Origin of the sequence: Winogradskyella sp. Asnod2-B02-A (assembly GCF_045063645.1) — a bacterium.
Taxonomy (GTDB): domain Bacteria; phylum Bacteroidota; class Bacteroidia; order Flavobacteriales; family Flavobacteriaceae; genus Winogradskyella.
Map to the genome: position 1 here is coordinate 574,969 of NZ_JBEFOG010000026.1, position 24,587 is coordinate 599,555.

The following is a 24,587-nucleotide window of genomic DNA, read 5'->3' on the forward strand; positions in this document are numbered from 1 at the left end:
AAAATTCCAGCGGAATTTTCGTAAGTAATCTAGAACCAAGCAATTAATTATACACGGTGTTATCTGTATTTTTTAAATAATCATTCAAGCCCACTAAACTTTCCTTAAATAGAATATAAGGTTCTGCTTTTTGCTTTAATTCTGCGAACTCTTTCCAAATAACAGGGTGCTCAGGAAGAATCAAATTAACGTCTTCATTTTTCAAATAATGTTTTCCCAGTTTATATAATCCTATAGGATAATTGCCAATTAATTTTAAGATAGGATCTTTGAATTCGTGTAACCATTTGTTATTTCTGTAACCCTTCACTATTTGAAAAAGAGATTCATTTAAGACTTCTTCATTCTTATTAATAATTGATCTTAAAAACTCAACGGTGTAGTTTTCAAATTTTGGATTCTTCTTCTTCAAAAAAACATCAGCATCTTTAATTGAAGATGCTGATAACAAGTCATTATCATTAAAAATCGATTGTAGCAGGTTTGTTGCACAAACTAAAAATCTATGACCTTTTTTCGACTTTCCTAGATTCATTTTGAACAAATTCCGAGCGAGACTAATTTCTCCACAAGCCAGATGATCGAGAACATACGGAAATAGAATACAATGGTCGTTTCCTGAACCAATTAGTTTCATTCTTTCGGTATTTAGACGAGCAAAAGTGTAAAGGGCATTATTGTATTCAATTGGATTATTCGTCTTAATTCCATTGTAATAACCTATGTCCATTATATTTGAAAGGTCAGAATAACTACTAACTCTTAAAAATGCAGAATCTTCACTTAATCCTTCCAAGTGAGATGGTCTTGGGTTTCTGTTTAATATCTCTTGAACTTTTTTTCTTCTACTTTCGAATCGAGTAATTAAAGAACTTTTATCCTTGTAAATGACTTTTTTAAATATGTTTTCTAATTCTTCATTCATTGGATTCAATTACAGATAACGTGTTATATCAAAACAAAAATAGGCTTTACACAATGTATTTTTCGGGATAAAAGCTATTTAAGTCCTGATTTACTTATGTGTTAAATTTAACAAATTGAAATTTAGAACTATGTATATTTCAATAAAAATAACAGTAGATGCTATTTTTTATTTCCAACTTTATAAGACTGCTTAAAACGTTTTCTCTTTTTACTTAACGGCTTAGGTTTAAGACCCTCTAACTGTTGTAATTTTTTAAGATCATCTATCAATTGAGATTTCACTAAACGTTCTAAAATCGCTTGCCGTTTTATATAGCTGTATAAACAACCTACAAATAAAGCCATACTCCCAACTATTTCAATAGAACCATTTGAAATTAATGGAAATTGAGTATATAAATTAACACCAATTAAAGGCTTAGTGTACATAAATTGAAATAGACCAAGCACTAAACAAAACAAACCTAAAATGGATAAGACCACACTATTTATATAAATTCTTTTTTTTGTTTTACGCTCTAATTGCAGAATATGAGCATCGCTCAATAAATAATTATTATCCTTTTGCTTTTGGGCTATAAAAACCAGAAAACGATCTGCAAAACCATCTAATGTTTTACCATAAATGCGTTTATTAAGATCTTCTTTTGTAATTCTGTACTTCATTACAAATTAGGCATATGTAAGGAATAAAACCTATTCAAACCGCTCTAAATTCATCTCATTAATACCTCCGTGGCTGGCATGTGCTACCACTACTCCATTCTTAATCACTAAAAGCTGAGGTGACTGATGCATTACTTGAAATTTATAGCCTACTTCATTAGACACATCTCTATAATTCAATAAATCTAAGTAATATAAATCGGCTTTACTTTCTAAATCATATGCAGACACAAACTGTTTCATTACCATACTACTAATACCACAACGCGTAGAATGCTTAAATATAAGTTGCGTTTTGGTTTTAGATCTTTCGGCAATTGTACTTAATTGAGACACATCGCTTAACGGTTGCCAAGGCAATACCTTTTCTACTTTTGGTTCTGAGGAACCGAATAATTTTTTAAACATATTAATTTTTTAAATCGTCTATAGTCAGTTATAGCTGTCCAAATGGCTTGTAACAAAAACCTTAACTGACCTACGTCATTACTTAAGTCGAAACAAATTCGTAATCTTACATAAGACAAAACGTCATTTATAAAAACACTAAATCAGACATTTTGTCGTTTAATTCTTACGTTTTTAAATTGGTAAGATAATTGCCTAAAGATAGTCAAACACAACAATAACACAAGGTTGATTTGATAACAATTAAAGTTTCAAATTAATTATAAAAACAATAAAAGATGAATTTTAATAATTATACCATTAAATCGCAAGAAGCGATACAGCAAGCGCAGCAGCTTGCACAAGGTTTTGGGCATCAGCAAATAGAAAACGAGCACATTTTTAAAGCGCTCTTTAATGTTGATGAAAACGTATTACCATTTCTACTTAAAAAGTTGAATGTTAACGTGCCAATGCTGCAACAAATATTAGACAAAGAACTAGAAAGTTTTCCTAAAGTATCTGGAGGCGATATTATGCTCTCTCGTGATGCTAGTAAAACGTTAAACGAAGCATCAATCATTGCTAAAAAAATGAATGATGATTACGTTTCTATTGAACATTTAGTTCTAGCTATTTTTAAATCTAAAAGTAAAATTGCTCAGATTTTAAAAGATCAAGGTGTTACGGAAAAAGGTTTAAATGCGGCTATTGAAGAATTAAGAAAAGGCGACAGAGTAACGTCTCAAAGTCAAGAAGAAACTTATAATTCACTTAGTAAATATGCTAAAAATTTAAATCAATTAGCACGAGATGGCAAATTAGATCCGGTAATTGGTAGAGATGAAGAAATTAGAAGAATTCTTCAAATTTTATCGCGTAGAACTAAGAACAATCCCATTTTAGTTGGTGAACCAGGAACAGGTAAAACAGCCATTGCAGAAGGTTTAGCACACAGAATTATAGATGGAGACATTCCAGAAAACCTAAAAGACAAGCAAATTTTTGCTTTAGATATGGGTTCTTTAATTGCTGGTGCAAAATATAAAGGTGAATTTGAAGAGCGACTAAAAGCTGTTATCAAAGAAGTGACAGAAAGTGATGGAGACATCGTTTTATTTATCGATGAAATTCATACACTGGTTGGTGCTGGTGGTGGACAAGGTGCCATGGATGCGGCAAACATTTTAAAACCTGCTTTGGCTCGTGGCGAATTGAGAGCTATTGGTGCAACTACTTTAGATGAGTATCAAAAATATTTTGAGCAAGACAAAGCCTTAGAGCGTCGTTTTCAAATGGTAAAAGTTGATGAGCCTGATACCGAAAGTGCAATTTCTATCCTTCGTGGTATTAAAGAAAAGTATGAAGCGCATCACAAAGTTCAGATTAAAGATGAAGCTATTATTGGTGCTGTAGAATTATCTCAACGTTACATTACCAATCGTTTTTTACCAGATAAAGCGATTGATTTAATGGATGAGGCTGCTTCTAAATTACGAATGGAAATCAACTCTAAACCAGAGGAATTAGATGTTTTAGACCGTAAAATAATGCAGCTTGAAATTGAACATGAAGCCATTAAACGTGAAAAAGACGAAACTAAATTAAAAAGCTTAAAAGCTGATTTAGCGAATCTTAAAGAAGAACGAAATGAGCTAAATGCCAAATGGATGTCTGAAAAAGAAGTGGTAGACAACGTTCAAAATATAAAAGAAGAAATTGAAAACTTTAAAATTGAAGCAGAACGTGCAGAACGTGATGGCGATTATGGTAAAGTAGCCGAAATTAGATACGGAAAAATTAAAGAGGCGAATGAGAAACTTGAAAAATTCCAAAAAGAATTAGCAGAGCAACAAGACACATCTTTAATAAAAGAAGAAGTCACTTATGAAGACATTGCAGATGTTGTTGCAAAATGGACCGGAATTCCTGTAACTAAAATGCTTCAAAGTGATCGTGAAAAATTACTAAAATTAGAAGACGAATTACACAAACGTGTTGTCGGACAAGAAGAAGCTATTGAAGCCGTTAGTGATGCTGTACGTCGTTCTAGAGCTGGATTACAAAACCCACAAAAACCAATTGGTACCTTCTTATTTTTAGGAACAACTGGTGTTGGTAAAACGGAATTGGCTAAAGCTTTAGCAGAATATCTGTTTGATGACGAAAATGCATTGACTCGTATAGATATGAGTGAATATCAAGAGCGTCATGCTGTAAGTCGTTTAGTTGGTGCGCCTCCAGGATACGTTGGATATGATGAAGGCGGACAATTAACAGAGGCTGTGCGACGTAAACCTTATTCTGTTGTCTTGTTAGATGAAATTGAAAAAGCGCATCCAGATACTTTTAATATTTTATTACAAGTATTAGATGAAGGACGTTTAACGGATAATAAAGGTAGAGTTGCTGACTTTAAAAATACCATTATTATCATGACTTCAAACATGGGAAGTGATATTATACAAGACCGTTTTGAAGCGACTAAAGATATTCCGTCAGCGATTGAAGCTGCAAGAATAGATGTTTTAGCTTTATTAAAACAAACGGTAAGACCAGAGTTTTTAAACCGAATTGATGACACTATAATGTTTACTCCATTATCTAAACAGAACATTGTTGATATTGTAGGTTTACAACTTAAGAGCATCACTAAAATGATAGCGAAACAAGGTATTACGTTTGATGCGACACCAGAAGCAGTAAGCTATTTGGCAGACAAAGGTTATAATCCAGAATATGGTGCAAGACCTGTAAAACGAGTGATACAAAAAGATGTGTTAAACCAGCTAAGTAAAGAAATACTAGCAGGAAAAGTAACTACAGATAGTATCATTTTACTTGATGAATTTGATGGAGAATTAGTCTTTAGAAATCAAGGTGATTTAGTAGCAGAAGAATTGTAAAAAAGACTGTAACATTTTAGGATACAAACAGTCTATATAATGATTGGTTGGTTAAGAGCAACACAAATTTCAAGCGCTTGGAAGGAGTGTTGCTCTTCCTTTTTATAATTTCAAAGTTATAATTTTAATGCTTTCTTGGATTTTTCAAGCTGAACTTCAAATAATTGTTTGGTTAATTCAGTATTATAAATGGGTAACATTTTATGCAATAATTGCTTTCCTGATTCAGAATTAAGAATCTCAGGAAATGCTTTTTCTAAAACACGCATCATTACATGCGTTGCTGTAGAAGCACCAGGTGAAGCTCCTAAAAGACAAGTAATACTGCCATTTTTACTACTCACTACTTCTGTACCAAATTGAAGTTTTCCTCCTTCATATTCATCCTTTTTTATAATTTGAACACGCTGACCAGCCACTAACAATTCCCAATCTTCACTTTTAGCATTTTTGTAAAACTTTCTCAGTTCATCCATGCGGTCTTCATGACTCATGCTCACCTGCTCTACCAAATATTTGGTTAATGGTAAATTATGCCAAAAAGCACCTAACATAGGTGATAGATTATCGAATTGAATAGACTTTAATAAATCAAAATTAGAACCCTCTTTTAAAAACTTAGGACTAAAACCTGCAAAAGGCCCAAATAACAACTCACGCTTACCATCAATATATCTGGTATCTAAATGTGGTGTAGACATTGGTGGATCGTTTGGTCCTGCTTTGCTATAAACTTTTGCGTTATGCTGTTTAATAATCGTTTCATTTCTACATACTAACCATTCTCCACTTACCGGAAATCCGCCATAACCTTCCTTCTCCTCTATTTCAACTTTTTGAAGCAATAATAAACTCGCTCCTCCTGCGCCAATAAAAACATGTTTAGACTCTATATGATGTTCCTCTTCAGTTTTTAAATCTATTAATTCAACCGTCCAATCAATATCCGGACTTGGATCGACATCTTGCACTTCCATGTTGCAATGAACTGGTGTATTAAATTTGGTTTCGAGAATATAAAACAGTTGTTTTGTAAGATTGCCATAATTGACTTCTGCTCCTCTTTCAATGCGAGATGCTGCCATTTCTTCGTCCTTAGACCTTTCTTCCGCTATTAAAGGAAACCACGTTTTCATTTTATCAATATCTCTAGTGAACTCAATAGAATCAAACAAATAGTGTTCTTTAAACGCTTTAAAACGAGCTTCTAAATAATCTGAATTCTCCTTACCTGTCACCCAACTGTGATGTGGTACGTTTTTAATAAAATCTTCAGGATTATCAATGAGTCCTTCTTCAACTAAAAAGGACCAGAACTGTTTTGAAATTTCAAACTGTTTACATATTTCAATGGCTTTTTTTATTGAAACTGAACCATCTTCTTCTTGTGGACAATAATTTAACTCACACAAGGCTGAATGTCCTGTGCCTGCATTATTCCATGCTGCAGAACTCTCTTGCGCAACCTTATCTAATCGTTCAACAATAAGAACTTTTAATTCTGGTTGTAAAATTTTAGAGATTAATGCTAAAGTGGCACTCATTATTCCGCCTCCAACACAAATGAGGTCGTATTCTATGTTTGTTTCTATCTTTTTAGTCATTCTAGTTCTGTTTGAAGCCTAAATATAGAAAGAGAATTAGAAATATGTATTTTATTCTAACGAAACTGTAACTAATTTTAAAATTTTATGTCTAATGCATTGTAATCAATAAAACATAAGAATGAAAAATTTAATTACTACAGTACTACTTTCAATATTCAGTATTATATCTATAAATGCGCAAAAGCTAGAGAATTCAACACTTTGGAAAGTTGAAGGCAATGGCTTAGAAAAACCATCTTACATTTTTGGAACTATTCATATTACTTGTGATGCCACCTTAGAAGACGATGTAAAGAAAGCATTAGATGAAACATCTCAAGTGGTTTTAGAAATAGATATGGACGATCCATCAATGCAAACCAAGATGATGGGAGGCATGTATATGAAAGATGGTAAAAAAATTAGCGATTTAGTCTCTAAAGAAGATTATGCTATTATAGATTCATTAATCACTAATGAAGTTGGCATGCCTCTAAAAATGGTAGAAAACATTAAGCCTTTTTTCTTAATTGCCATGCTCTATCCAAAAATGCTAGATTGCCCTATGCAATCTTTTGAGCAAGAACTTATGACTGTGGCTACTGAGCAACAAGAAGAGATTAATGGCTTAGAAACTATTGAAGACCAGATGAAAGTTTTTGATGATATTCCTTATGAAGACCAAGTGGCTGACTTATTAAAAACAGCAAAAGATAATTTAAAGAAAGATAGAGAAACGTTTACAGAAATGTTAAGCATTTATAAAGAAGAAAATATTGAAGCTTTGATTGCAATGATGAATGATGACGAGGCTTCTTCTGTAAATAAGCATCAAGACAAATTATTAATAAATAGAAACAAAAATTGGATACCAAGAATTGGTGAGTACGCAAAAGTACAACCAACTTTTTTTGGTGTTGGCGCAGGTCATTTAGCTGGAGAATTTGGAGTAATTAACTTACTTAGAGAAGCTGGCTATAAGGTTAATGCTGTAGTGGAATAATTTAGAGTTTTAATATTTAAAACAAAAAAAATGAGCTCAGATATTGAGCTCATTTTTTTTGATTCAAGTATTGTGTTGTGTTATTAAAACTTCATACCTACACCTAACCCAATCACTAAAGGATCAATGTCTACTTCTACTGGCAATACGCCTTCACCTGTATCTACATCAACATCTGTTGATAAGAACAATTTTTTAATATCAAAGTTTAAGAACCACTTATCAGTTAAGTTATAATCAATACCAGCTTGTAAAGAAAATCCAAAAGTATTTTCATAATCCATACCAGCAACATCACCTTCATCTTCTCCATAAAAGAAAGTATAATTTACACCTGCACCAACATAAGGTTTAAAATCGCCTGCATAAAAATGATATTGTAAATTTAAAGTTGGAGGCAATAACCACACGTGTCCTAAATCTACTCCATTTTCTATTTCAACATCATGTTTTGTAGTTGCTAATATTAGCTCTGCTGCAATATTCTTAGTAAAGAAATACGTAAAGTCCAATTCTGGAACAAAAGCCGTACTAATATCTACATCAGCTCCACTAATATCATCACCTGGCGATGGTATTACAGAAATGATTCTAAAACGAGCTTGCCATTTGCTATAATCTGCTGAAGACGTGTCATCTTGCGCACTACTACTGAAAGTAAAACCAATTAATAAAATAAATAATAATAAATTTTTCATGAGATTTGTTTTTAAATTTCGACAAATCTATAATTCATAAAAAAGTTAAATACTGACAAAAGTCATAGATTAAAACCTAATATTAAATCGTAAAAAACAGAAAAATAATTTTCTGAATTACAATTATTTGCATCCTCAAAAACAATTATTCGATGAAATGCATCATAAAATTTTCAATTTTATATACTTTTTAACGGATAAATCATTAATTTTGTCGAGCTATTTAATTCCAACAAAAACTTAAGGACACGTTTTAACTTGTGAGTAATCCCTCTACTTGTAGAGAATTACAATAATATAATATTGCCTAAAAACCCCTAACAAAAAAAAATGGAACTAAACCGCTACATAGACCATACCCTATTAAGTCCCTCGGCAACCGAAGCCGACATTCTGAAACTTTGCGAAGAAGCTATTAAATATAATTTTTACTCTGTTTGTGTTAACAGTAGTAATGTTTACCTTGCTAAACAAGCTTTAGGAAGATCTAACACAAAAGTCTGTGCCGTAGTTGGCTTTCCTTTAGGAGCCATGTCTACAGAAGCCAAAGTATTTGAAGCTAAAAATGCCATTGATCAAGGTGCTACAGAAATAGATATGGTAATGAATATTGGCCGTCTAAAAAGTAAAAACCACCTTGCTGTATTAAAAGATATTAGCGCTGTGAAACGTGCAATTGGCCTTACCACATTAAAAGTCATTCTAGAGATAAGTGAACTTTCTAAAAACGAAATTGTAAAAGCATGCGAAATCTGCATTGATGCCAAAGCGGATTTTGTAAAAACCTCTACAGGATTCTCTAAAAGTGGAGCTACATTAACTGCTATCAAAATCATGAAAAAAACAGTAAGAAATCAACTAAAAGTAAAAGCTTCTGGTGGTATTAGAGATGTAGAAACAGCTCTTAAATACATAGAAGTTGGTGCAAATAGAATTGGTGCTTCAGCTGGTGTTGCCATGATGAATAATCAATTATCTAATTCTGAGTATTAATAGAATTACATAGAAGTGATTTAACACCTTGTTTTGTTCCTTTAAATTAATCAGTTTTTTATCTTAAAGAAGCTTTTTTAATTTATTTGATATTAAATTTTTCATCTTGATGTAAAGCAAAAACTAAAAATCAAGATTTAAAGTAAAATTTGCAGCACAATAAAAAGTTTGAATCACTTCTTTGTTTAACTTTGCAATATGAGTGTACATATTGAAGCCAAAAAAGGCGAAATTGCAGAAACTATTTTACTACCAGGTGATCCATTAAGAGCAAAATGGATAGCCGAAACATTTTTTGAAAACCCAGTATGCTTCAATAAAGTAAGAGGCATGTTTGGTTATACTGGTACTTACAAAGGCAAGCGCATTTCTACAATGGGAACTGGCATGGGAGTGCCTAGTATCTCTATTTATGCTAATGAACTTATTTCAGAATATGGTGTAAAAAACCTTATTAGAGTTGGTAGTGCTGGCTCTTATCAAGAAAATGTAAAATTAAGAGATGTAGTTTTAGCTATGGCAGCATCTTCGACTTCTGGTGTTAACGAATTAAGATTTGGTGGTGCAGATTATGCTCCTACTGCAAATTTTGAGTTATTTATGAAAGCTGTAGAAGCCGCTAAACAGAAAAATATTCCTATTAAAGCTGGTAACGTTTTATCTTCAGATGAATTTTATGAGGATAATAAAGAAGCCTATAAAAAGTGGTCTAAATTTGGTGTGCTATGTGTAGAAATGGAAGCTGCAGGTTTATATACCATTGCTGCCAAACACAATGTAAACGCTTTGGCGATACTTACAATTTCAGACTCTTTAGTTACAGGAGAAAGTACTACAAGTAAAGATCGTGAAACCACTTTTAAAAGCATGATTGAGGTTGCTTTAGAATTGGCTTAAGATTTTAATCCTTAAATTAAACACATAAAAAAAACGCTGTAATTTTAAAATTACAGCGTTTTTTTATAATATTTAAACTTATTTATGAGTAAATACCTTCTTTTTTGAAGTGTTTTGCTAATAAATAATAAACAACTACTCTATACTTAGTTCTGTTAGATCTACCGTATTTTTCAATAACAGCATCAATTGCTTTATCTAAATCAGGACTATCTGTTAATCCTAATTTCTTAATTAAAAAGTTATTCTTAACTGTAGCCAATTCTTTTGCGTCAGAACCAGATACTGTAGAAGAATCTGCATTATAAATTGAAGGACCTAAACCAATAGTTACTTTAGTTAATAAATCCATGTCTGCAGTAACACCACACTTATCTTTTAGATCTGCCGCGTACTTTACAATTAAATCATCTCTTTTACTCATGTTAATATATGTTTTAAGTTAATAAATTAGTTTTCATAAAGGTAACTATTTTTTAGAAACACAAAAAGCGAAAAAGTCACATATTACCATGATTTTCACATCATTTATTTTATAAACTTGAAATATTCTAAAAGTATCTTATCATTAATTTTTGAAGGAGTAAAAATTTCTAACAAAACGGGTTGTTTAGAAATCTTATAGAATTCATTTAATTGTATTGTAGTTTCACTCTGGTCATTTGCTACTTTATATTCAAAGCCATACATTTCACAGAGCTGCTTTGCAGATAAATGATGCTTGGTTTCAAAAAAAGTATCAAAGTTATTCGTATCCTTATGTCCTGGTAAGATTCTAAAAATACCACCACCTTCATTATTAATAACTATAATTCTAAACGTTTTTGGAATATAATTATTCCAAAGTGCATTACTATCGTAAAAGAAGCTTAAATCGCCTGTAATAAAAGTTGTTCTTTGCTCAGTTGCAAGTGCAGCTCCTATTGCTGTACTAGTACTGCCATCAATACCACTTGTACCTCTATTACAAAAGACAGAAACACTTTTAGGAACATGAAATAATTGTGTGTAACGAATAGCAGAACTGTTACCAACCTGCAATACACTTTGTTTTGGTATACGTTTTAAAATTGAATTAAAAACTGTAAAATCCGAAAACGGAAGCGCATCTAAATACAGGTCGTGCATTTTGCCTCTTTTTTTGCGTACAGCAAGCCAATTTAATTTATAGCTACTCTTTGTATGATGTGTTACCTGAGGTAAAAAAGCAGCCAAAAACGTATTAGGACGTAGTTTTATATGTTTATCTAAACAGAAAAAAGTATCATTGGCTTTAAACAAACCAACATGCCAATGATGTTCTGGTTTATAAGTTCTTAAAAATCCTTTTATTTTTTTTGAAACAATCAAACCTCCAAAAGTCAACAATATATCTGGTTGAAGAGCTTTAAAATCCACTTCATTAAGAGGTGCTATCATTTTATCTATACCTGGAAAAAAATCTTGATGATGTAAGTTAGACGTCGTTTCTGTAAACACAATAATGCTATCATCATCAGCAATTTCTTGCAGCCACTTTGCCTCTATTGAATTAGGTTGTAAAACACCAACCAAAATCATTTTTCGTTTTGCATTTTGCCAAACATCAACTAAACTCTTAATTTCAAAATCGTCAACTTTTTCTTGACGTGTTTCAATTTTGAAAGGCTTTGGGTTTATGACTAATTCATTTACCGTTTCATATAAAGGCTCATCAAATGGAATATTAATATGCACAGGTCCAAATTTCAATTTTGAAATCGTTAATGCATCATGAATTTCAGATTCATTATAAGTCTGTATATCTTTTTGAAGTCCTAAAAAACGTTCAAGCTTATTTTCTATACTTTTAATAATAGGTAATTCTTCTTCAGGTTTTTGATTCTCTGTTTTCCTTAAATCGAGTTTTAAGTTCGCACTGTACAAAATATGCTCACCATAAATATTCTGCTGTTTTATGGTTTGTCCATCTCCCACATCAATTAAATGTTTTGGTCTATCTGCAGATAAAACTACCAAAGGTACGTGACTGTAATAAGCCTCTGCAATGGCAGGATAATAATTTAACAGCGCACTACCAGATGTGCAAACTACAGCTACGGGTTCTTGTATTTGCTGTGCAATACCTAAAGCAAAGAATGCTGCGCAACGTTCGTCTACAACACTGTAACAATTAAAAAAATCATCGTGTGTAAAACCAATAGTTAAGGGTGCATTTCTACTACCTGGAGAAATAACAATATGCTTTATATTATGCGTCTTACATAAGGTCGTTACAGTTTGCGACAAGGGTATTTTTGAGTAGTTCATAAAGCAAAAATAAGAGTTATATTAATGTAATTAAAAAATTATACCTTTATTTGCATCTCATAAACCGTAATACTTTTCTCATGAAAAAAATCTTATTTCCACTTTTAGCAATAGTCTTATTTTTCTCTTGTTCATCAGATGATGATTCTAACGGATCTCAAAATGCTTGTGATTTTGATATTCCTTTTATGGTAGAAGGCAACAAATGGACCATGAATGCTATCCAATTCGGTTTTGATGCTGGTCAAGTAGAAAATGAACTTATAGGTTGTGGAAATTCTGGTATGGAAGTACTGATAACAACACCAAATGGAAATATTTCAAACAACTGGAAACAAGAAGACGGTTATTTATGGACAGATGCAAATGATGCTGCTGATAACGATGGTTACAATAGAGTTTATAAAATAAATGCAGAATTAGGTGATGTTTTCACTTACACAAAAAATGATGGAACGGTTTCCACTACTGAAGTCATAGAAATTGATGCCGTAATTACTGTACCTGCAGGAACATTTGTTTGCGATGTTTACAAGAAAACGTCAACGAGTGTTATTAACGAAACGATACTAATGTGGAATCACGAAGTAGGACAAATTAAAACTGACAGCGGTTTTGTTATTTATGAATTGGACTCTTACAATTTCAATTAAATTACTTTTAACATCGTTTCAGCTTTATTAACGGTTTCTTCCCATTCTTTTTCTGGGTTAGAGTCTTTTGTGATGCCTCCGCCTACATAAATATGTGCTGTAGATGCTTTTAGTTGCATGCATCGTAAATTCACATAGAAATTAGATTGTGTTTTTACAACTGAGTACGCATTGTTCTCTACATTACGCCTGTTTGTATTTCTTGTAGTGTTTTGTTTTAAATTTAATTCACCTAAAAAGCCAGTATAAAATTCGCGATTATAATTTTCTTGCTGAAGGATAAAATCCTTAGCATCAACTTTTGGAAAACCACAAACTGCAGGTGTTGGATGCAAAGCTTCAATTATAGATTTCAATTTGGCATCATCTTTTATCACACTAATAATTCTGGTTTTAAGATGTAATAGGTTTCCTGCTCTTACGGTATCAACATCAGAAACGTTTATCATTTTTGTAAAAGGAGTAATTTCTTTTGTAATATAATCGGTGACAATCTGTTGCTCTTCAACTTCTTTTGTTGTCCAATTTACAGTTTCATTTTCCTTAAAAGCTTGCGTTCCTGCTAATGAAATTGTAGTTAGTCGCTTTCCTTCTACTTTAAATAACAGTTCTGGTGTGGCACCAATCCATAAACCAACTTTTGGGTGAAACCAACAGTAAACCATCGCGTTTTTGTAGGCGTTAAAAAGTCTTTTAAAAATCGTTATTGGATTACTATTTTGAAGGGATTTCGTTACACATCGCGATAAAACTACTTTTTTTAAATCTTTAGTTTTAATCTTGTCTATTCCTTTTGAAACTAATTCTATATGCTGAAGTTTATCATTTTCATTAGGTATATTTTCAGTAGATTCTATAATCTCAATATCTAATGCTTCTCTATTTATTTCTGAATAAGAACAAAATTCTTTAGGCAACAGTATACTTTTTTCTTCGAGATTAAAAGGAGCGAATACAAAACCACTTTCTGTAAACGTTTCTGTTTTATGAAGTTCATCATCTTGTTGTAACCAACATTTAATCACAGAATTAATTGGTCTGCTATACACTACAAAAGGTAGATTTAGTGCATATTGATGCTCTATAGCTTCAAAAAAAGAACTAGAATTCATTTTTATTTCTTTTTTGGAAGTGAAATAGTAGATAATCTACAAATTGAAATCAGGTTATCAGCTTCATCTGTCACTTTAATATCTAACAATTGCGTGGTACGACCTTTGTGTAAAAATGTTGCTTTTGCATAAACAAAACCTTCACTTATACTTTTTACATGATTTGCTGTGATCTCTAAACCACGAATAAAGAATTTTTCGGTATCTATAAAAATATGAGATGCAAAACTACCTACACTTTCTGCTAAAGCAGCTGTTGCTCCACCATGCAAAACACCATCTGGCTGATGTACTTTTGGAGTTACTGGCATTCTTGCCACTAAAAAATCATCACCAAAATCCACAATTTCTATACTTAACGTTTCCATTAATGTATTTTTACTTGCCGAATTAGCTTTTGCTAACATGTCTTCTTTAGATAATTGCATAGAATACTGTATTTTTAATCTTGAAAACAAAGATAAAGAAACCACAAAGAATAATGAATTCACAAGAGAAAGAAATTACTTATAAAACCAGCAACTCCTACTCTACTTTAAACACACTTACTAACCAAACAAAAACGGTTTGGTTGGTTTGCCACGGAATGGGTTATATGAGTCGTTATTTTTTGAGATATTTTAAACAATTAAATACCAAAGAGAATTACATTATTGCACCACAAGCACCAAGTAAATATTACATACAACCCAGAATGCATGTAGGTGCCAATTGGTTAACTAGAGACAATACTGCAGCTGGAACAGAAAATATTATCAATTATATTGATGCGGTTTTAGAAGCTGAATATATTCCTAAAGAAATCAATCTTATCGTTTTTGGATATTCACAAGGAGTTAGTGTCGCTTTGCGTTATTTAGCCAAACGACAATTGCAATGCAATGAAATTGTAATTCATTCTGGTGGTATACCAAAAGAATTAACAACCAAAGATTTTGAGTATTTATCTAAAGACGTCAAAGTAACATTGATTTATGGTACAGAAGATGAGTATTTAGACGAAAACAGAATGCAATTAGAGTCCCAAAGAGCTAAGGATTTGTTCGGAGATAAAATTTCTATTACATCTTTTAATGGAAAACATGTAGTTAACGTAGACTTTATTAATAGTTTAGTTTGATAAAACTATTATGCATGCATAACAAAATTCATTATATTTGTAGTTGAAAACCAAAAATACTATGACTACCAAACTCACCGAATTACTTCACATTAAATATCCAATAATACAGGCTCCAATGTTTTTAGTATCTAATGTTGCGATGGTTACAGAAGCGATGAAGGCGGGAATTGCGGGTTGTATTCCTGCATTAAACTATAGAACATTAGACGAATTAAGAGCTGCCATAAAAGAACTAAAAGCTAATAAAGTAGAAGGAGGTTCTTTTGGATTCAATTTAATTGTGAATAAATCTAACGTTAAATATAAAGCACAATTAGAAGTGATTTGCCAAGAAGGCTGTGATTTTATTATCACCTCTTTAGGAAGTCCAGAAGAAACAATTTTTCAAGCACATGCTGTTGGTATCAAGGTTTTTTGTGATGTAACGGATTTAAGATTTGCGAAAAAGGTTGAGCAATTAGGTGCAGATGCTGCAATTGCTGTAAACAACGAAGCTGGTGGACATAGAGGAAATTTATCTCCTGAAGCTTTAACCAACCAATTAAGCGAAGCACTAACCATACCTGTAATATCTGCAGGAGGTGTTGGCTGCAAAGCAGATATCGATAAAATGTTGAGCTACGGAGCGGAAGGTGTTTCTGTTGGAAGTCCTTTTATTGCGTCAATTGAAGCAGGTGTTACAGACGAATATAAACAAGCGTGTGTAGATTATGGTGAAAAAGATATCATAATGACTGAGCGCATTTCAGGTACTCCTTGTACTGTCATCAATACACCTTATGTTCAAAAAATAGGCACAAAGGCGACATGGATTGAAAATCTATTGAATAAGAATAAAAGCTTGAAAAAATGGGTTAAAATGATTCGATTTTCAATCGGTATGAGAGCCACCGAAAATGCTGCTAAAAAAGCCACTTACAAAACGGTTTGGGTTGCTGGTCCAAGTATAGAGCATACTAAAGAAATTCTACCTATAAAAAGTATTGTAGATAAATTGGTTAATTAATGGCTGTAACTTCAAAAGCCATTAAATACATAATACTTACTATCGTAATCTTAGGCTTTCTATTTATTGGTACAATATTGCTTTTTATTTTATATGAGTCTAAAAAAGATATTTCTAAAGAAGAACCTTATATATCGTTTTTAAATAAACCACAGAAATTAAAAACAGTTAGTACATTACGTTGGCATAAAGACAACTTACGTTTTAGTCATTATAGTTTAGAGCTTAACGATGATTCTTACCATAATACTGAGGATGTAAAATCTGTAAAACAATACCAACCAGGTGATGTTATTACGTTTTATGCCGCTAAATCGTATTTCAGTAATCATGTTGGCGAAAGCTATTATCTTATAGCTCAAGATACATTAGATACAGGTGAAGTTATAGAATTTCAATATTATTACACACCTACTTCTCTACCTTTTGATTAATCATATTCTACTTTAAAAAAAAGTCTCTATATTTATTTCGAAATTTTTTTCAATAATTGTCCTCTTTTGTCTTTTGGTAAACGTCATAAGGATATAACTATTAAATTTTAAAAATTATGAAAGATTTTATGATGATTTTTGTTGGTAAAGAGTATGTTGATTTAGGCATGTCACCAGAAGCGTTGCAAGGACGAATGGAAAAATGGTTTGCTTGGGGAGCAAAAATGGAAAAAGCAGGCATTTTAAAAGGAGGCGAAGCATTAACACCTCAAATTAGGCGTGTTACAGGTAAAGACAGAACCGTTACCGATTTAACCTCTGCGGAAGTTAAAGAAATTGTTGGTGGATTTTATTTAATAAAAGCCAAGGACTTTGATGCTGTACAAGAAATTGCTAAAGATTTTCCGGATTATGATTTAGGAAATACAGTAGAAATTCGTGAAATTATGGTGTTTGACCAATAATTAGTAATGGAACCAAAACTCATAGACCATCTTTTTCGCCATCATAGTGGAAAGATGGTCTCTGTTTTAACACGAATATTTGGACTGCAACATCTCGATATTATAGAAGATGCCGTACAAGACACCTTTATAAAAGCGAGCTTATCATGGAGAAAAGAGCTACCAGAATTCCCAGAAGCATGGTTAACTAAAGCCGCTAAAAATAGAGTTCTAGACATTTTTAGAACTTTAAAAGCTCAAAAGAATAATAGTCTTCATATTACTCAAGGCACTGATGCCATTGCTATTAATGAATTGTTTTTAGATTCTGAAATAGAAGATGCACAACTCAGAATGATATTTACAGCTTGCCATCCTCAACTAGATCCTCGCGATCGCATTTCATTTGCATTAAAAACCGTTTCCGGATTTAGTATTAAAGAAATTGCTTCTGCATTACTCACTAAAGAAGAAACCATTAAAAAACGTTTATTACGTGCTCGCAAAGCGATTAAATCAGCCAATTTACAATTCAATATTCCACAAGGCAAAGACTTACAAGAACGGCTAAATAGTGCATTAGAAGTGTTGTATCTTATTTTTAATGAAGGTTTTCACTCTAACAGCAAAAACCAATTAATTAGAGAAGATTTATGTGGAGAAGCCCTACGTTTATGTCAATTATTGCTCAACCATAAAGAAACTCAACTGCCAGAGTGTTATGCGCTTTTTTCGTTACTATGTTTTCATTCGGCAAGATTAGAAGCCAAAACAAACGTCAATAATGAAGTACTAGATTTAAAACAACAAGATAGAGCCTTATGGCATGTGCCGTTAATTCAACTTGGCAATTCTATGATGTATAAAGCTATTGAAACAGACGAATTTTCTTGTTACCATTACGAAGCTGCCATTGCTGCCGAACATTTAAAAGCTAAAACTTTTGAAGACACCAATTGGAACAAAATTTTACAATGGTACCAAGCATTATATAGGTTACAACCAATGGCATCGCACTTGTTAACTATGGCTGTAATTTCCATGCAAACTAAAGATTACAAAATAGCAAATGCGTATTTGAAGCAATTAAAACCAGAAGATTTAGAGCAACGCGCTTATTTATTATACGCAGCAAAAGCAGATTATTATGCAGAAACTTATAATTTTGAAGAAGCTTTGTTACAAATTGATTTGGCATTAAATACGGTAACTAATACTTTAGAGAAGGCGTATTTATTGAAGAAAAAATCGATTTGGTTAAGTTGTACCAATTAATAAAAAAATAAAATTGATTAAATGACCTATAATGACATTATAGAATGCTTATATGACTTACAAGACAAAGATAAAGTGGCATTTAAAGAGAAGAAATTTGGGATTATCTCAAATAACGCTTTAGGCATTTACCATAAAGATTTAAAAGTAATAGCCAAGGAAATCGGTACAGATAATGAACTCGCTTTACAGCTTTTTGATAGTGGTATTTACGAAGCACGTTTATTGTGTAGCAAATTATTTAAACCCAAAGACGTTACAGAAACTCTCATGGAAAAATGGGTAAAGACTTTTGAAAATTGGGAAATTTGCGACAGCTTTTGTATGGGTTTGTTTTCAAAAAGCAACTTTGCACTAGCCAAAATATTAGAATGGTCAGAAAGAGCACCAGAATTTGAAAAAAGAGCCGCATTTGCCACTTCAGCATCATATTGTATGGCAGACAAGACTTCGGATAACGAATGGTTTGAGCAATTTTTTACCATCATAAAACGTGAGGCAAATGATGACAGATTGTACGTAAAAAAAGCCGTAAATTGGGCTTTAAGAAACATTGGCAAACGCAACATTGACCTCAATAGTAAAGCCATAGAAGTTGCCAACGACATTTTAAAATTTGAAAGTAAATCAGCCCAATGGATTGCAAAAAATGCTTTAGCTGAATTACAAAAAGAAGGTATTAGAATGTCTGATTATCCAAGAGCTGTTTATAGAATTCCTGTTGTTAAGACACATAAATTTTAACTACTACCTATTAATCACAATTAAGATATATGAAACTAAAGCCAAAATCGATAAGACCATTTATAGGAGCTAAAGATTACAATCTTTCAAGACAATTCTATCAAGATTTAGGCTTTGAAGAATTTGTTATTTCTCATAATATGTCGGTATTTAAAACAGGAGAATTCGCCTTTTATTTACAAGACTATTATACTAAAGATTGGATAGATAACACTATGGTATTTCTTGAGGTAGATAATGTCAAAAATCATTTAGACAAATTAAAACAAAGTGGTTTGGTTGAACAATACAAAAATGTAAGATGTTCTGAAATTGTTTATAATGATTGGGGAAATGAATTCTTCCTACATGACCCTTCTGGCATACTTTGGCATTTTGGTGAATTTAATACTGAAGTCAAATAATCTACAAAAAAGACTAAAGTTTTAGGTCTTTATTATCACTCTAAACACTTGGCATTAAATTTGTTTGTAACAAAACAGTATGTTTCACGACATATAAATAAACACGTTTAATTAAAAGAAAAAAAGTTATGATAAATAAAGGAGCCGTAGTATTAGGAGTATTGTTAGGAGCAGCAGCAGGTGTTTTGTTAGCACCAGAAAAAGGAAGTGATACTAGAGATAAACTTAAAAAAGAAGGTAGAGATATCAAAGATCAATTATCTAGCGACTTAACAGAAGTAAAAGATGATTTATCTAAAGCCGTCGCTTCTGGTAAGGAAAAATTTAAAAAGGATATGGAAGATTTCACTTCTAAATCTAGCTACAAAACAGAACAAGCCATTACATTTATAGAAAAGCAATTAGCAATTCTTAAAGAAAAGAATAAGACGCTACAGAAAACGAGTTAATACGTTAGGAATAGTAAATTCCAATATTAAATAAAGTGAATTGGTATAGAGAAATTATTACATCGTAATACGTTTCAATACCAATTCTTTTTTTGTTTACAATTACTTATAATAGTTCACTTTTAAAATGTTATTCTAAAAAACGATAATAGCCACATTTTAGGTAAGCACCTTCTGCAAATGCAATAGGATGATCACTATCGTGTTTGGTTTTAAGCTCAGTTTCAAAAAGTCGAGATTGTGCGTTTAAAACACGTTCATTTAAATCAAAGAAATCTTCTGCTAATACTCTCGATGAGCAAGATGCTAAAACTAAAAGTCCATTTTTTGAAGTAAGCTTCTCACCTAGCTCAGCTAATTGTGCATATTTCTTTTTCGCTAAATCAATTTCAGATTGTTGCTTTGCAAAACTTGGCGGATCAATAACCACAACATCGTAGGTTTTTCCTTTCTTTATGAGGCCTTTCATTTCTTCAAAAGCATCACCAGAGATGGTTTTGTGCTTTCCAGAATATGCATTAAGCTTCCCATTTTCGCGAGCCATATCTAAGGCTTGCTTGCTAATATCTAAACTAGTAACTTCGGTTGCACCATTAGCCAATGCGTGTACAGAAAATCCTCCAGCATAAGAAAACACATCTAATACAGATTTACCCTTACTTAATATACCAACGCGTCTTCTATTAGCTCTATGATCCAAAAAATAACCAGTTTTATGACCTTTAATCACATTTGCAGAAAATTTCACATCATGCTCTACAAACTCAACAACTTGATTTTCAAGAGTCCCAAAGATAACTTCACCATCTTTAAAATTATGATTTTTACTATTTTGTAAATTCCGGCTTAGACGCATTACAACCGTTTTAGCTTCCGAAATTTGCTGTAAACTCTCTAAAATAGGTTCTAAATATGGTAACCAAATTTCCGAATATAATTTTACGACCAATACATTATCATAAACATCTGCTATTAATCCTGGGAAACCATCATTCTCTCCAAATAATAAACGATAACTGTTGGTATTGGTTTGAAGTAATTCTAACCGCTTTTCTAGAGCAACTTCTATTTTATGATGAAAGAATGCTGCATTAATCTCAACTTTTGTTTCCGCATTATGAATGATCTTAATTCGAATTGGAGACTCTGCATCATAAAGTCCTAATCCAACCACTTTATTCTTATTCTTACTAAAAACAATAGCCAAATCACCTGTATTGGCATTGTCATTTATTTTTACAATGCTGTTAGAAAACACCCAAGGATGTCCTTTTACAACAAATTGTTCGCCTTTTGCGTTGAGCTTTACAGCTAATCGTTTTGGTGTATAAATTGTAGGCTTATGATATGAAAAAGACATGCTTATATATTAGACCTCGAAAGTACGAAACTTCTATAAATAATATTGAAAATTGACACTATCAGTTAAACTTATCACTTAAGATAATTGCAATGAACCTCAACACAAAAAGACATATTTTTATCTGAAATTAAAATTAAAAAAACGCAATCACTTAATTAATTACCGAGTAATTACGTTGATTTCACAAACCAAATTATTGGACTTGTATTCTAGTTTATATCTAGTCTTAAACCAATTGAGAGTGTATTTATGTCTTCTGGATTATTCTTAAACACAGGATTTACATCATATTTAGCATAAATACTCACGTCTCTGTAACCAAAATAAACACTTGGTCCAAAATTAAAATTGTTCATGTTAAAATGGTAAATTTCTGTCTGCTTTATATCTTTACCATCCGCTTTATATTTAATAAATTGAGATGTATGAGTTCTTACTGAGAAAAAACCACCGAGACCTAATCTAAAGCCACGTTGAGAACGCAAATACGTTTGCTCTGTTTTTTTATGGTATTGTGGTTTTGAAAAGTCTAATTCTAAATGTATAGGAATCGCAAATGATAAATTATTAAGCCTCGATTTTTTCAAGTCAAAACCAATATCTTCAAGCGTGGTTTGGTTACCATTAGTCACCAAAATATCATTATCTTCTTTTGGTCTTATGTCATCTGTCATCATTGATAATCCAAATTTCAGATTCCAAAGATTGGTATGTTCTTTAAGTCTGTATTTAAAAGTAAACCCTAATTCTCCATAACCTAGAGGGTTCACTTTAAAACCGTCTCCATAATAATCACCACCATTTAAAATGGTGTTCATCCCTAAAGCAAACACAAATTGGGTAGTAAAACGTTTTTCTACTTCTAAACCGCTAATGGAATCTTTATAAAAATTTTCCTCTTCAAAAACGGTTATCAATGGTCTATTTCGTTCGTTTTCTTCATCATAAATCTCTAATTTACCACTAACTTTATTTTTAATTAAAGCTTGTAGCTGTTGTTCTTCAATAAAAACAGCATCATTAATGCGTTTTGCATGGTAACTTGCTAGTTTCCTTTTTTCTATTTCAGCTGCTTCTGAAGTTATCTCATTTTTTTCTACCTTCTTATCAATCTTCTTTAGCTCTTTTTTTAATGTACTTTTTTCTGAGGTAGTGATAGAATCAATTCTCGAGGCAATAATTGCTGCTTTCTTTTCAAAAGTATTAGTCTGCGCCATTAAATATGACGTACAACATAACATGGCAAGTAATAAAATTGTCTGCTTCATAATAAAATAGTTTAAAGTGATTAATTGTTGTGTTCGTAATTTCTGTTGGCAACAGCTTCATTTAGTTGCTTAAGCTGCTTACCTGCTTTCTTAAAAATGCTTTTGTTTTTTTCGTCGAATAATTCCTTTTCCATTTCAAGTAAAAGTTGATCTGAATCTAAATAAGAATCTGATAACTGTTTTTTATTCTGAATTAAAATTAAACTGCTATCCTTTCCTGCTGACTCCAAAAGTTGCTCTGCTGTAATGTATTGAAATTGATTTAGCGACTGTACTTCTGCAATACCTTCAGTTTCTTTTACTTTTACAAGCTCTTTTTCAATAATAACTGTAGGATTTTCTAATGGTAATTCATCTTCTTCATTAGTTTGAAGGTTTTGTTCTGCTACTTTATTTTTAGACTTTAGCTCTTTTGAATTAGAAACCATTTTAGACCGTTTTTTAATTTCAGTTTCTTGATTAGAATCTTGCTGACCTTCTAATGCTAATGCGTTATTTTGCTTTATAAGGTTTGGTGTAATTTCATTTTGAGTGTCTTTTGGTAATTCTTTCTCAAAACTGATTTCAACAGGTTGTTCTACTACTCCGTCTTTAAATAATAATTTACTACCAACAAATAATAATCCTAAAACTAACGATGCAGCTACGGCATAATTTATCCAAAGTTTTTTCTTCTTTTTTGGTTCAGTGTTTAGAGCCACAATTAAGCGTTCTCTAGCTTGTGAAGATGGTTCTATACTTCTATCTTTAAAGTTATCTTGAATTAACTTTTCTATATTATCGGGTTCCATTCTCTTTATTATTTAAATTAGCAAGACTACTTTTTAAAAGCTTTTTAGCATGCGCTAATTGCGATTTTGAAGTACCTATACTTACATTTAATAGTTCTGATATTTCTCTATGTTTATAACCTTCAATCACATAAAGATTAAAGATGGTTTTACAACCAATAGGAAGTTGGTCTACTGCATTCTGTATGATATCTGAAGTAGAATTATCCGTTGTTGAAGCTGGTTGTGTGAAATAGTAATCTCCAATTTCAACTACATTAAATTTATTCTTCTGAATGCGTAAATACGAAATACATTCACGTACCATAATACGTCTTAACCAACCTTCAAAACTACCATAAGGCTCATATTTATTAATATTTTGAAATGCTTTATGAAATGACGTAATCATTACATCTTCTGCAAATTGCAAATCTTTAATGTATTGTCTACAAACTCCAAGCATCTTCCCAGAAAACGTATCATAAAGTGCTAACTGTGCTTTTTGGTTGGATTTTTGCGCTAATCCGACCAGCTCACTAACATTTTGATTTATAGATACTAGTTTTGACATTGTTTGTTGCTGGTTCTTTATATAATGACTTGTTTCTTCTAATTCTTAATGTAGCAAACCGATTTGCCTATAGCTAACACTTTAATTATCTTTAGTTTTAAATTCTATATCTAAATATTATACCTGCATTTAGTATACCTCCTGGCGAAAAACTACTGAAAGTAGAAACAAGTCTTAATCCATAATTAAATCTACTTTTTAAGTTGAAAGTAGTTTGAACTCCTAAATCCATACCTAGTCCGTTGTTATCGTCTTCAAGAATTTTTTTATCAAAATTAATATATGAAAATCCAAATATGGATTCTAGTTTAGTACTCTCAGACTTCATAAAATCATAAGTAACCTGAATTCCATATTTATCTAATTTATAGTTTTTATCCAATGCTTTACTTCTCATAGTTGCATTTGCAGCTGACAAATATATGCTCATGTCATTACTGATAGCATAACCCAAAGACACTTCAAAGTTTTCTCCAGAATCTTTACCTACCAATTGTTCACTTAAAGCAAATCCGAAAGTAAATTTTGAGGTATTCGCATTCTCGTCTTGAGCAATAACTAAATTGACACTGAAAATTAAGACTAAAATAATAATGTAGTTTACTTTTTTCATAATA

Annotated in this window: 27 protein-coding genes; 13 read left to right on the top strand and 14 right to left on the bottom strand. The window is 31.8% G+C overall.

Annotated elements, in window-relative coordinates:
* Positions 1 to 43: 43 nt before the first annotated feature.
* From ACJJVO_RS05985 to ytxJ, 3 genes are all read right to left on the bottom strand, one after another.
* Positions 44 to 925 (bottom strand): hypothetical protein, encoded by an 882-nt coding sequence (locus tag ACJJVO_RS05985; protein ID WP_405571641.1) that lies wholly within the window; start codon positions 923 to 925, stop codon positions 44 to 46.
* Between the two features lie 161 nt (positions 926 to 1,086).
* Positions 1,087 to 1,593, bottom strand: coding sequence for a hypothetical protein (locus ACJJVO_RS05990; RefSeq protein WP_405571646.1), 507 nt, complete (start codon positions 1,591 to 1,593; stop codon positions 1,087 to 1,089).
* Between the two features lie 30 nt (positions 1,594 to 1,623).
* Positions 1,624 to 2,001: a bacillithiol system redox-active protein YtxJ gene (ytxJ, locus tag ACJJVO_RS05995; protein WP_405571648.1), complete on the bottom strand. Its 378-nt coding sequence runs from the start codon at positions 1,999 to 2,001 to the stop codon at positions 1,624 to 1,626.
* Positions 2,002 to 2,279: 278 nt separating this feature from the next.
* On the opposite strand from ytxJ, the gene clpB reads away from it, so the two are divergent.
* Positions 2,280 to 4,886, top strand: a complete 2,607-nt coding sequence (gene clpB / locus ACJJVO_RS06000; RefSeq protein ID WP_405571650.1) for an ATP-dependent chaperone ClpB — start codon at positions 2,280 to 2,282, stop codon at positions 4,884 to 4,886.
* Between the two features lie 116 nt (positions 4,887 to 5,002).
* On the opposite strand, the gene mqo is transcribed toward clpB, so the two are convergent.
* Positions 5,003 to 6,490 carry a malate dehydrogenase (quinone) gene (mqo, locus tag ACJJVO_RS06005; protein WP_405571653.1) on the bottom strand — a complete coding sequence of 496 codons (1,488 nt, stop codon included), beginning with the start codon at positions 6,488 to 6,490 and terminating at the stop codon, positions 5,003 to 5,005.
* 121 nt (positions 6,491 to 6,611) lie between these two features.
* Between mqo and ACJJVO_RS06010 the strand changes: the two genes are divergently transcribed.
* A complete protein-coding gene (locus tag ACJJVO_RS06010; protein WP_405571655.1) occupies positions 6,612 to 7,475 on the top strand; it encodes a TraB/GumN family protein in 864 nt (287 codons plus the stop codon).
* An 83-nt stretch (positions 7,476 to 7,558) separates the two neighbouring features.
* Here the strand turns inward: ACJJVO_RS06010 and ACJJVO_RS06015 are convergent, their stop codons facing one another.
* A complete protein-coding gene (locus ACJJVO_RS06015; RefSeq protein WP_405571657.1) occupies positions 7,559 to 8,173 on the bottom strand; it encodes an OmpW/AlkL family protein in 615 nt (204 codons plus the stop codon).
* A 330-nt stretch (positions 8,174 to 8,503) separates the two neighbouring features.
* On the opposite strand from ACJJVO_RS06015, the gene deoC reads away from it, so the two are divergent.
* A complete protein-coding gene (gene deoC / locus ACJJVO_RS06020) occupies positions 8,504 to 9,166 on the top strand; it encodes a deoxyribose-phosphate aldolase (protein WP_405571658.1) in 663 nt (220 codons plus the stop codon).
* Positions 9,167 to 9,364: 198 nt separating this feature from the next.
* Positions 9,365 to 10,063, top strand: a complete 699-nt coding sequence (gene deoD, locus ACJJVO_RS06025; RefSeq protein ID WP_405571661.1) for a purine-nucleoside phosphorylase — start codon at positions 9,365 to 9,367, stop codon at positions 10,061 to 10,063.
* Between the two features lie 82 nt (positions 10,064 to 10,145).
* Here deoD and ACJJVO_RS06030 read toward each other — a convergent pair whose 3' ends face one another.
* Together ACJJVO_RS06030 and menD are read right to left on the bottom strand one after the other, a co-directional pair.
* On the bottom strand, positions 10,146 to 10,487 hold the full coding sequence (locus ACJJVO_RS06030; RefSeq protein ID WP_115816776.1) for a DUF2853 family protein: 342 nt from the start codon (positions 10,485 to 10,487) through the stop codon (positions 10,146 to 10,148).
* Between the two features lie 104 nt (positions 10,488 to 10,591).
* Positions 10,592 to 12,352, bottom strand: a complete 1,761-nt coding sequence (gene menD, locus ACJJVO_RS06035) for a 2-succinyl-5-enolpyruvyl-6-hydroxy-3-cyclohexene-1-carboxylic-acid synthase (RefSeq protein ID WP_405571664.1) — start codon at positions 12,350 to 12,352, stop codon at positions 10,592 to 10,594.
* 80 nt (positions 12,353 to 12,432) lie between these two features.
* Between menD and ACJJVO_RS06040 the strand changes: the two genes are divergently transcribed.
* Positions 12,433 to 13,005, top strand: a complete 573-nt coding sequence (locus ACJJVO_RS06040) for a hypothetical protein (RefSeq protein WP_405571666.1) — start codon at positions 12,433 to 12,435, stop codon at positions 13,003 to 13,005.
* On the opposite strand, the gene ACJJVO_RS06045 is transcribed toward ACJJVO_RS06040, so the two are convergent.
* Entirely contained in the window at positions 13,002 to 14,117 is a 1,116-nt protein-coding gene (locus tag ACJJVO_RS06045) for a chorismate-binding protein (protein WP_405571667.1), read from the bottom strand. The genes ACJJVO_RS06040 and ACJJVO_RS06045 overlap by 4 nt on opposite strands.
* 2 nt (positions 14,118 to 14,119) lie before the next feature.
* Complete coding sequence (locus ACJJVO_RS06050) at positions 14,120 to 14,545, bottom strand: PaaI family thioesterase (RefSeq protein ID WP_405571669.1); 426 nt, start codon at positions 14,543 to 14,545, stop codon at positions 14,120 to 14,122.
* A 53-nt stretch (positions 14,546 to 14,598) separates the two neighbouring features.
* On the opposite strand from ACJJVO_RS06050, the gene ACJJVO_RS06055 reads away from it, so the two are divergent.
* The 8 genes from ACJJVO_RS06055 to ACJJVO_RS06090 all read left to right on the top strand — a co-directional run bounded on the left by ACJJVO_RS06055 (position 14,599) and on the right by ACJJVO_RS06090 (position 19,995).
* Positions 14,599 to 15,237 carry an alpha/beta hydrolase gene (locus ACJJVO_RS06055; RefSeq protein WP_405571672.1) on the top strand — a complete coding sequence of 213 codons (639 nt, stop codon included), beginning with the start codon at positions 14,599 to 14,601 and terminating at the stop codon, positions 15,235 to 15,237.
* 61 nt (positions 15,238 to 15,298) lie between these two features.
* Positions 15,299 to 16,246: an NAD(P)H-dependent flavin oxidoreductase gene (locus ACJJVO_RS06060; RefSeq protein ID WP_405571675.1), complete on the top strand. Its 948-nt coding sequence runs from the start codon at positions 15,299 to 15,301 to the stop codon at positions 16,244 to 16,246.
* Positions 16,246 to 16,680, top strand: a complete 435-nt coding sequence (locus ACJJVO_RS06065) for a hypothetical protein (RefSeq protein ID WP_405571678.1) — start codon at positions 16,246 to 16,248, stop codon at positions 16,678 to 16,680. Before ACJJVO_RS06060 ends, ACJJVO_RS06065 begins: the two co-directional genes overlap by 1 nt.
* 116 nt (positions 16,681 to 16,796) lie before the next feature.
* Positions 16,797 to 17,144 carry a YciI family protein gene (locus tag ACJJVO_RS06070; protein ID WP_405571680.1) on the top strand — a complete coding sequence of 116 codons (348 nt, stop codon included), beginning with the start codon at positions 16,797 to 16,799 and terminating at the stop codon, positions 17,142 to 17,144.
* Between the two features lie 6 nt (positions 17,145 to 17,150).
* Positions 17,151 to 18,398 (top strand): RNA polymerase sigma factor, encoded by a 1,248-nt coding sequence (locus tag ACJJVO_RS06075; RefSeq protein WP_405571682.1) that lies wholly within the window; start codon positions 17,151 to 17,153, stop codon positions 18,396 to 18,398.
* 21 nt (positions 18,399 to 18,419) lie between these two features.
* Entirely contained in the window at positions 18,420 to 19,142 is a 723-nt protein-coding gene (locus ACJJVO_RS06080; RefSeq protein WP_405571684.1) for a DNA alkylation repair protein, read from the top strand.
* A 29-nt stretch (positions 19,143 to 19,171) separates the two neighbouring features.
* Positions 19,172 to 19,546 carry a glyoxalase gene (locus ACJJVO_RS06085; protein WP_405571687.1) on the top strand — a complete coding sequence of 125 codons (375 nt, stop codon included), beginning with the start codon at positions 19,172 to 19,174 and terminating at the stop codon, positions 19,544 to 19,546.
* A 128-nt stretch (positions 19,547 to 19,674) separates the two neighbouring features.
* Positions 19,675 to 19,995 (top strand): YtxH domain-containing protein, encoded by a 321-nt coding sequence (locus ACJJVO_RS06090; RefSeq protein ID WP_405571689.1) that lies wholly within the window; start codon positions 19,675 to 19,677, stop codon positions 19,993 to 19,995.
* A 130-nt stretch (positions 19,996 to 20,125) separates the two neighbouring features.
* Here ACJJVO_RS06090 and ACJJVO_RS06095 read toward each other — a convergent pair whose 3' ends face one another.
* From ACJJVO_RS06095 to ACJJVO_RS06115, 5 genes are all read right to left on the bottom strand, one after another.
* On the bottom strand, positions 20,126 to 21,355 hold the full coding sequence (locus ACJJVO_RS06095; RefSeq protein WP_405571691.1) for a class I SAM-dependent rRNA methyltransferase: 1,230 nt from the start codon (positions 21,353 to 21,355) through the stop codon (positions 20,126 to 20,128).
* 212 nt (positions 21,356 to 21,567) lie between these two features.
* Complete coding sequence (locus tag ACJJVO_RS06100) at positions 21,568 to 22,626, bottom strand: hypothetical protein (protein ID WP_405571693.1); 1,059 nt, start codon at positions 22,624 to 22,626, stop codon at positions 21,568 to 21,570.
* Between the two features lie 20 nt (positions 22,627 to 22,646).
* On the bottom strand, positions 22,647 to 23,417 hold the full coding sequence (locus tag ACJJVO_RS06105; protein ID WP_405571695.1) for a hypothetical protein: 771 nt from the start codon (positions 23,415 to 23,417) through the stop codon (positions 22,647 to 22,649).
* Positions 23,404 to 23,970, bottom strand: a complete 567-nt coding sequence (locus ACJJVO_RS06110) for an RNA polymerase sigma factor (protein ID WP_405571697.1) — start codon at positions 23,968 to 23,970, stop codon at positions 23,404 to 23,406. Before ACJJVO_RS06110 ends, ACJJVO_RS06105 begins: the two co-directional genes overlap by 14 nt.
* Before the next feature lie 97 nt (positions 23,971 to 24,067).
* Positions 24,068 to 24,583 (bottom strand): outer membrane beta-barrel protein, encoded by a 516-nt coding sequence (locus ACJJVO_RS06115; RefSeq protein WP_405571700.1) that lies wholly within the window; start codon positions 24,581 to 24,583, stop codon positions 24,068 to 24,070.
* Positions 24,584 to 24,587 lie beyond the last annotated feature (4 nt).

Bases quoted from the DNA above. Each gene is read 5' to 3' on its own strand.
- ACJJVO_RS05985 (WP_405571641.1), bottom strand. From the start codon at position 925: ATGAATGAAGAATTAGAAAACATATTTAAAAAAGTCATTTACAAGGAT.
- ACJJVO_RS05990 (WP_405571646.1), bottom strand. From the start codon at position 1,593: ATGAAGTACAGAATTACAAAAGAAGATCTTAATAAACGCATTTATGGT.
- ytxJ (WP_405571648.1), bottom strand. From the start codon at position 2,001: ATGTTTAAAAAATTATTCGGTTCCTCAGAACCAAAAGTAGAAAAGGTA.
- clpB (WP_405571650.1), top strand. From the start codon at position 2,280: ATGAATTTTAATAATTATACCATTAAATCGCAAGAAGCGATACAGCAA.
- mqo (WP_405571653.1), bottom strand. From the start codon at position 6,490: ATGACTAAAAAGATAGAAACAAACATAGAATACGACCTCATTTGTGTT.
- ACJJVO_RS06010 (WP_405571655.1), top strand. From the start codon at position 6,612: ATGAAAAATTTAATTACTACAGTACTACTTTCAATATTCAGTATTATA.
- ACJJVO_RS06015 (WP_405571657.1), bottom strand. From the start codon at position 8,173: ATGAAAAATTTATTATTATTTATTTTATTAATTGGTTTTACTTTCAGT.
- deoC (WP_405571658.1), top strand. From the start codon at position 8,504: ATGGAACTAAACCGCTACATAGACCATACCCTATTAAGTCCCTCGGCA.
- deoD (WP_405571661.1), top strand. From the start codon at position 9,365: ATGAGTGTACATATTGAAGCCAAAAAAGGCGAAATTGCAGAAACTATT.
- ACJJVO_RS06030 (WP_115816776.1), bottom strand. From the start codon at position 10,487: ATGAGTAAAAGAGATGATTTAATTGTAAAGTACGCGGCAGATCTAAAA.
- menD (WP_405571664.1), bottom strand. From the start codon at position 12,352: ATGAACTACTCAAAAATACCCTTGTCGCAAACTGTAACGACCTTATGT.
- ACJJVO_RS06040 (WP_405571666.1), top strand. From the start codon at position 12,433: ATGAAAAAAATCTTATTTCCACTTTTAGCAATAGTCTTATTTTTCTCT.
- ACJJVO_RS06045 (WP_405571667.1), bottom strand. From the start codon at position 14,117: ATGAATTCTAGTTCTTTTTTTGAAGCTATAGAGCATCAATATGCACTA.
- ACJJVO_RS06050 (WP_405571669.1), bottom strand. From the start codon at position 14,545: ATGCAATTATCTAAAGAAGACATGTTAGCAAAAGCTAATTCGGCAAGT.
- ACJJVO_RS06055 (WP_405571672.1), top strand. From the start codon at position 14,599: ATGAATTCACAAGAGAAAGAAATTACTTATAAAACCAGCAACTCCTAC.
- ACJJVO_RS06060 (WP_405571675.1), top strand. From the start codon at position 15,299: ATGACTACCAAACTCACCGAATTACTTCACATTAAATATCCAATAATA.
- ACJJVO_RS06065 (WP_405571678.1), top strand. From the start codon at position 16,246: ATGGCTGTAACTTCAAAAGCCATTAAATACATAATACTTACTATCGTA.
- ACJJVO_RS06070 (WP_405571680.1), top strand. From the start codon at position 16,797: ATGAAAGATTTTATGATGATTTTTGTTGGTAAAGAGTATGTTGATTTA.
- ACJJVO_RS06075 (WP_405571682.1), top strand. From the start codon at position 17,151: ATGGAACCAAAACTCATAGACCATCTTTTTCGCCATCATAGTGGAAAG.
- ACJJVO_RS06080 (WP_405571684.1), top strand. From the start codon at position 18,420: ATGACCTATAATGACATTATAGAATGCTTATATGACTTACAAGACAAA.
- ACJJVO_RS06085 (WP_405571687.1), top strand. From the start codon at position 19,172: ATGAAACTAAAGCCAAAATCGATAAGACCATTTATAGGAGCTAAAGAT.
- ACJJVO_RS06090 (WP_405571689.1), top strand. From the start codon at position 19,675: ATGATAAATAAAGGAGCCGTAGTATTAGGAGTATTGTTAGGAGCAGCA.
- ACJJVO_RS06095 (WP_405571691.1), bottom strand. From the start codon at position 21,355: ATGTCTTTTTCATATCATAAGCCTACAATTTATACACCAAAACGATTA.
- ACJJVO_RS06100 (WP_405571693.1), bottom strand. From the start codon at position 22,626: ATGAAGCAGACAATTTTATTACTTGCCATGTTATGTTGTACGTCATAT.
- ACJJVO_RS06105 (WP_405571695.1), bottom strand. From the start codon at position 23,417: ATGGAACCCGATAATATAGAAAAGTTAATTCAAGATAACTTTAAAGAT.
- ACJJVO_RS06110 (WP_405571697.1), bottom strand. From the start codon at position 23,970: ATGTCAAAACTAGTATCTATAAATCAAAATGTTAGTGAGCTGGTCGGA.
- ACJJVO_RS06115 (WP_405571700.1), bottom strand. From the start codon at position 24,583: ATGAAAAAAGTAAACTACATTATTATTTTAGTCTTAATTTTCAGTGTC.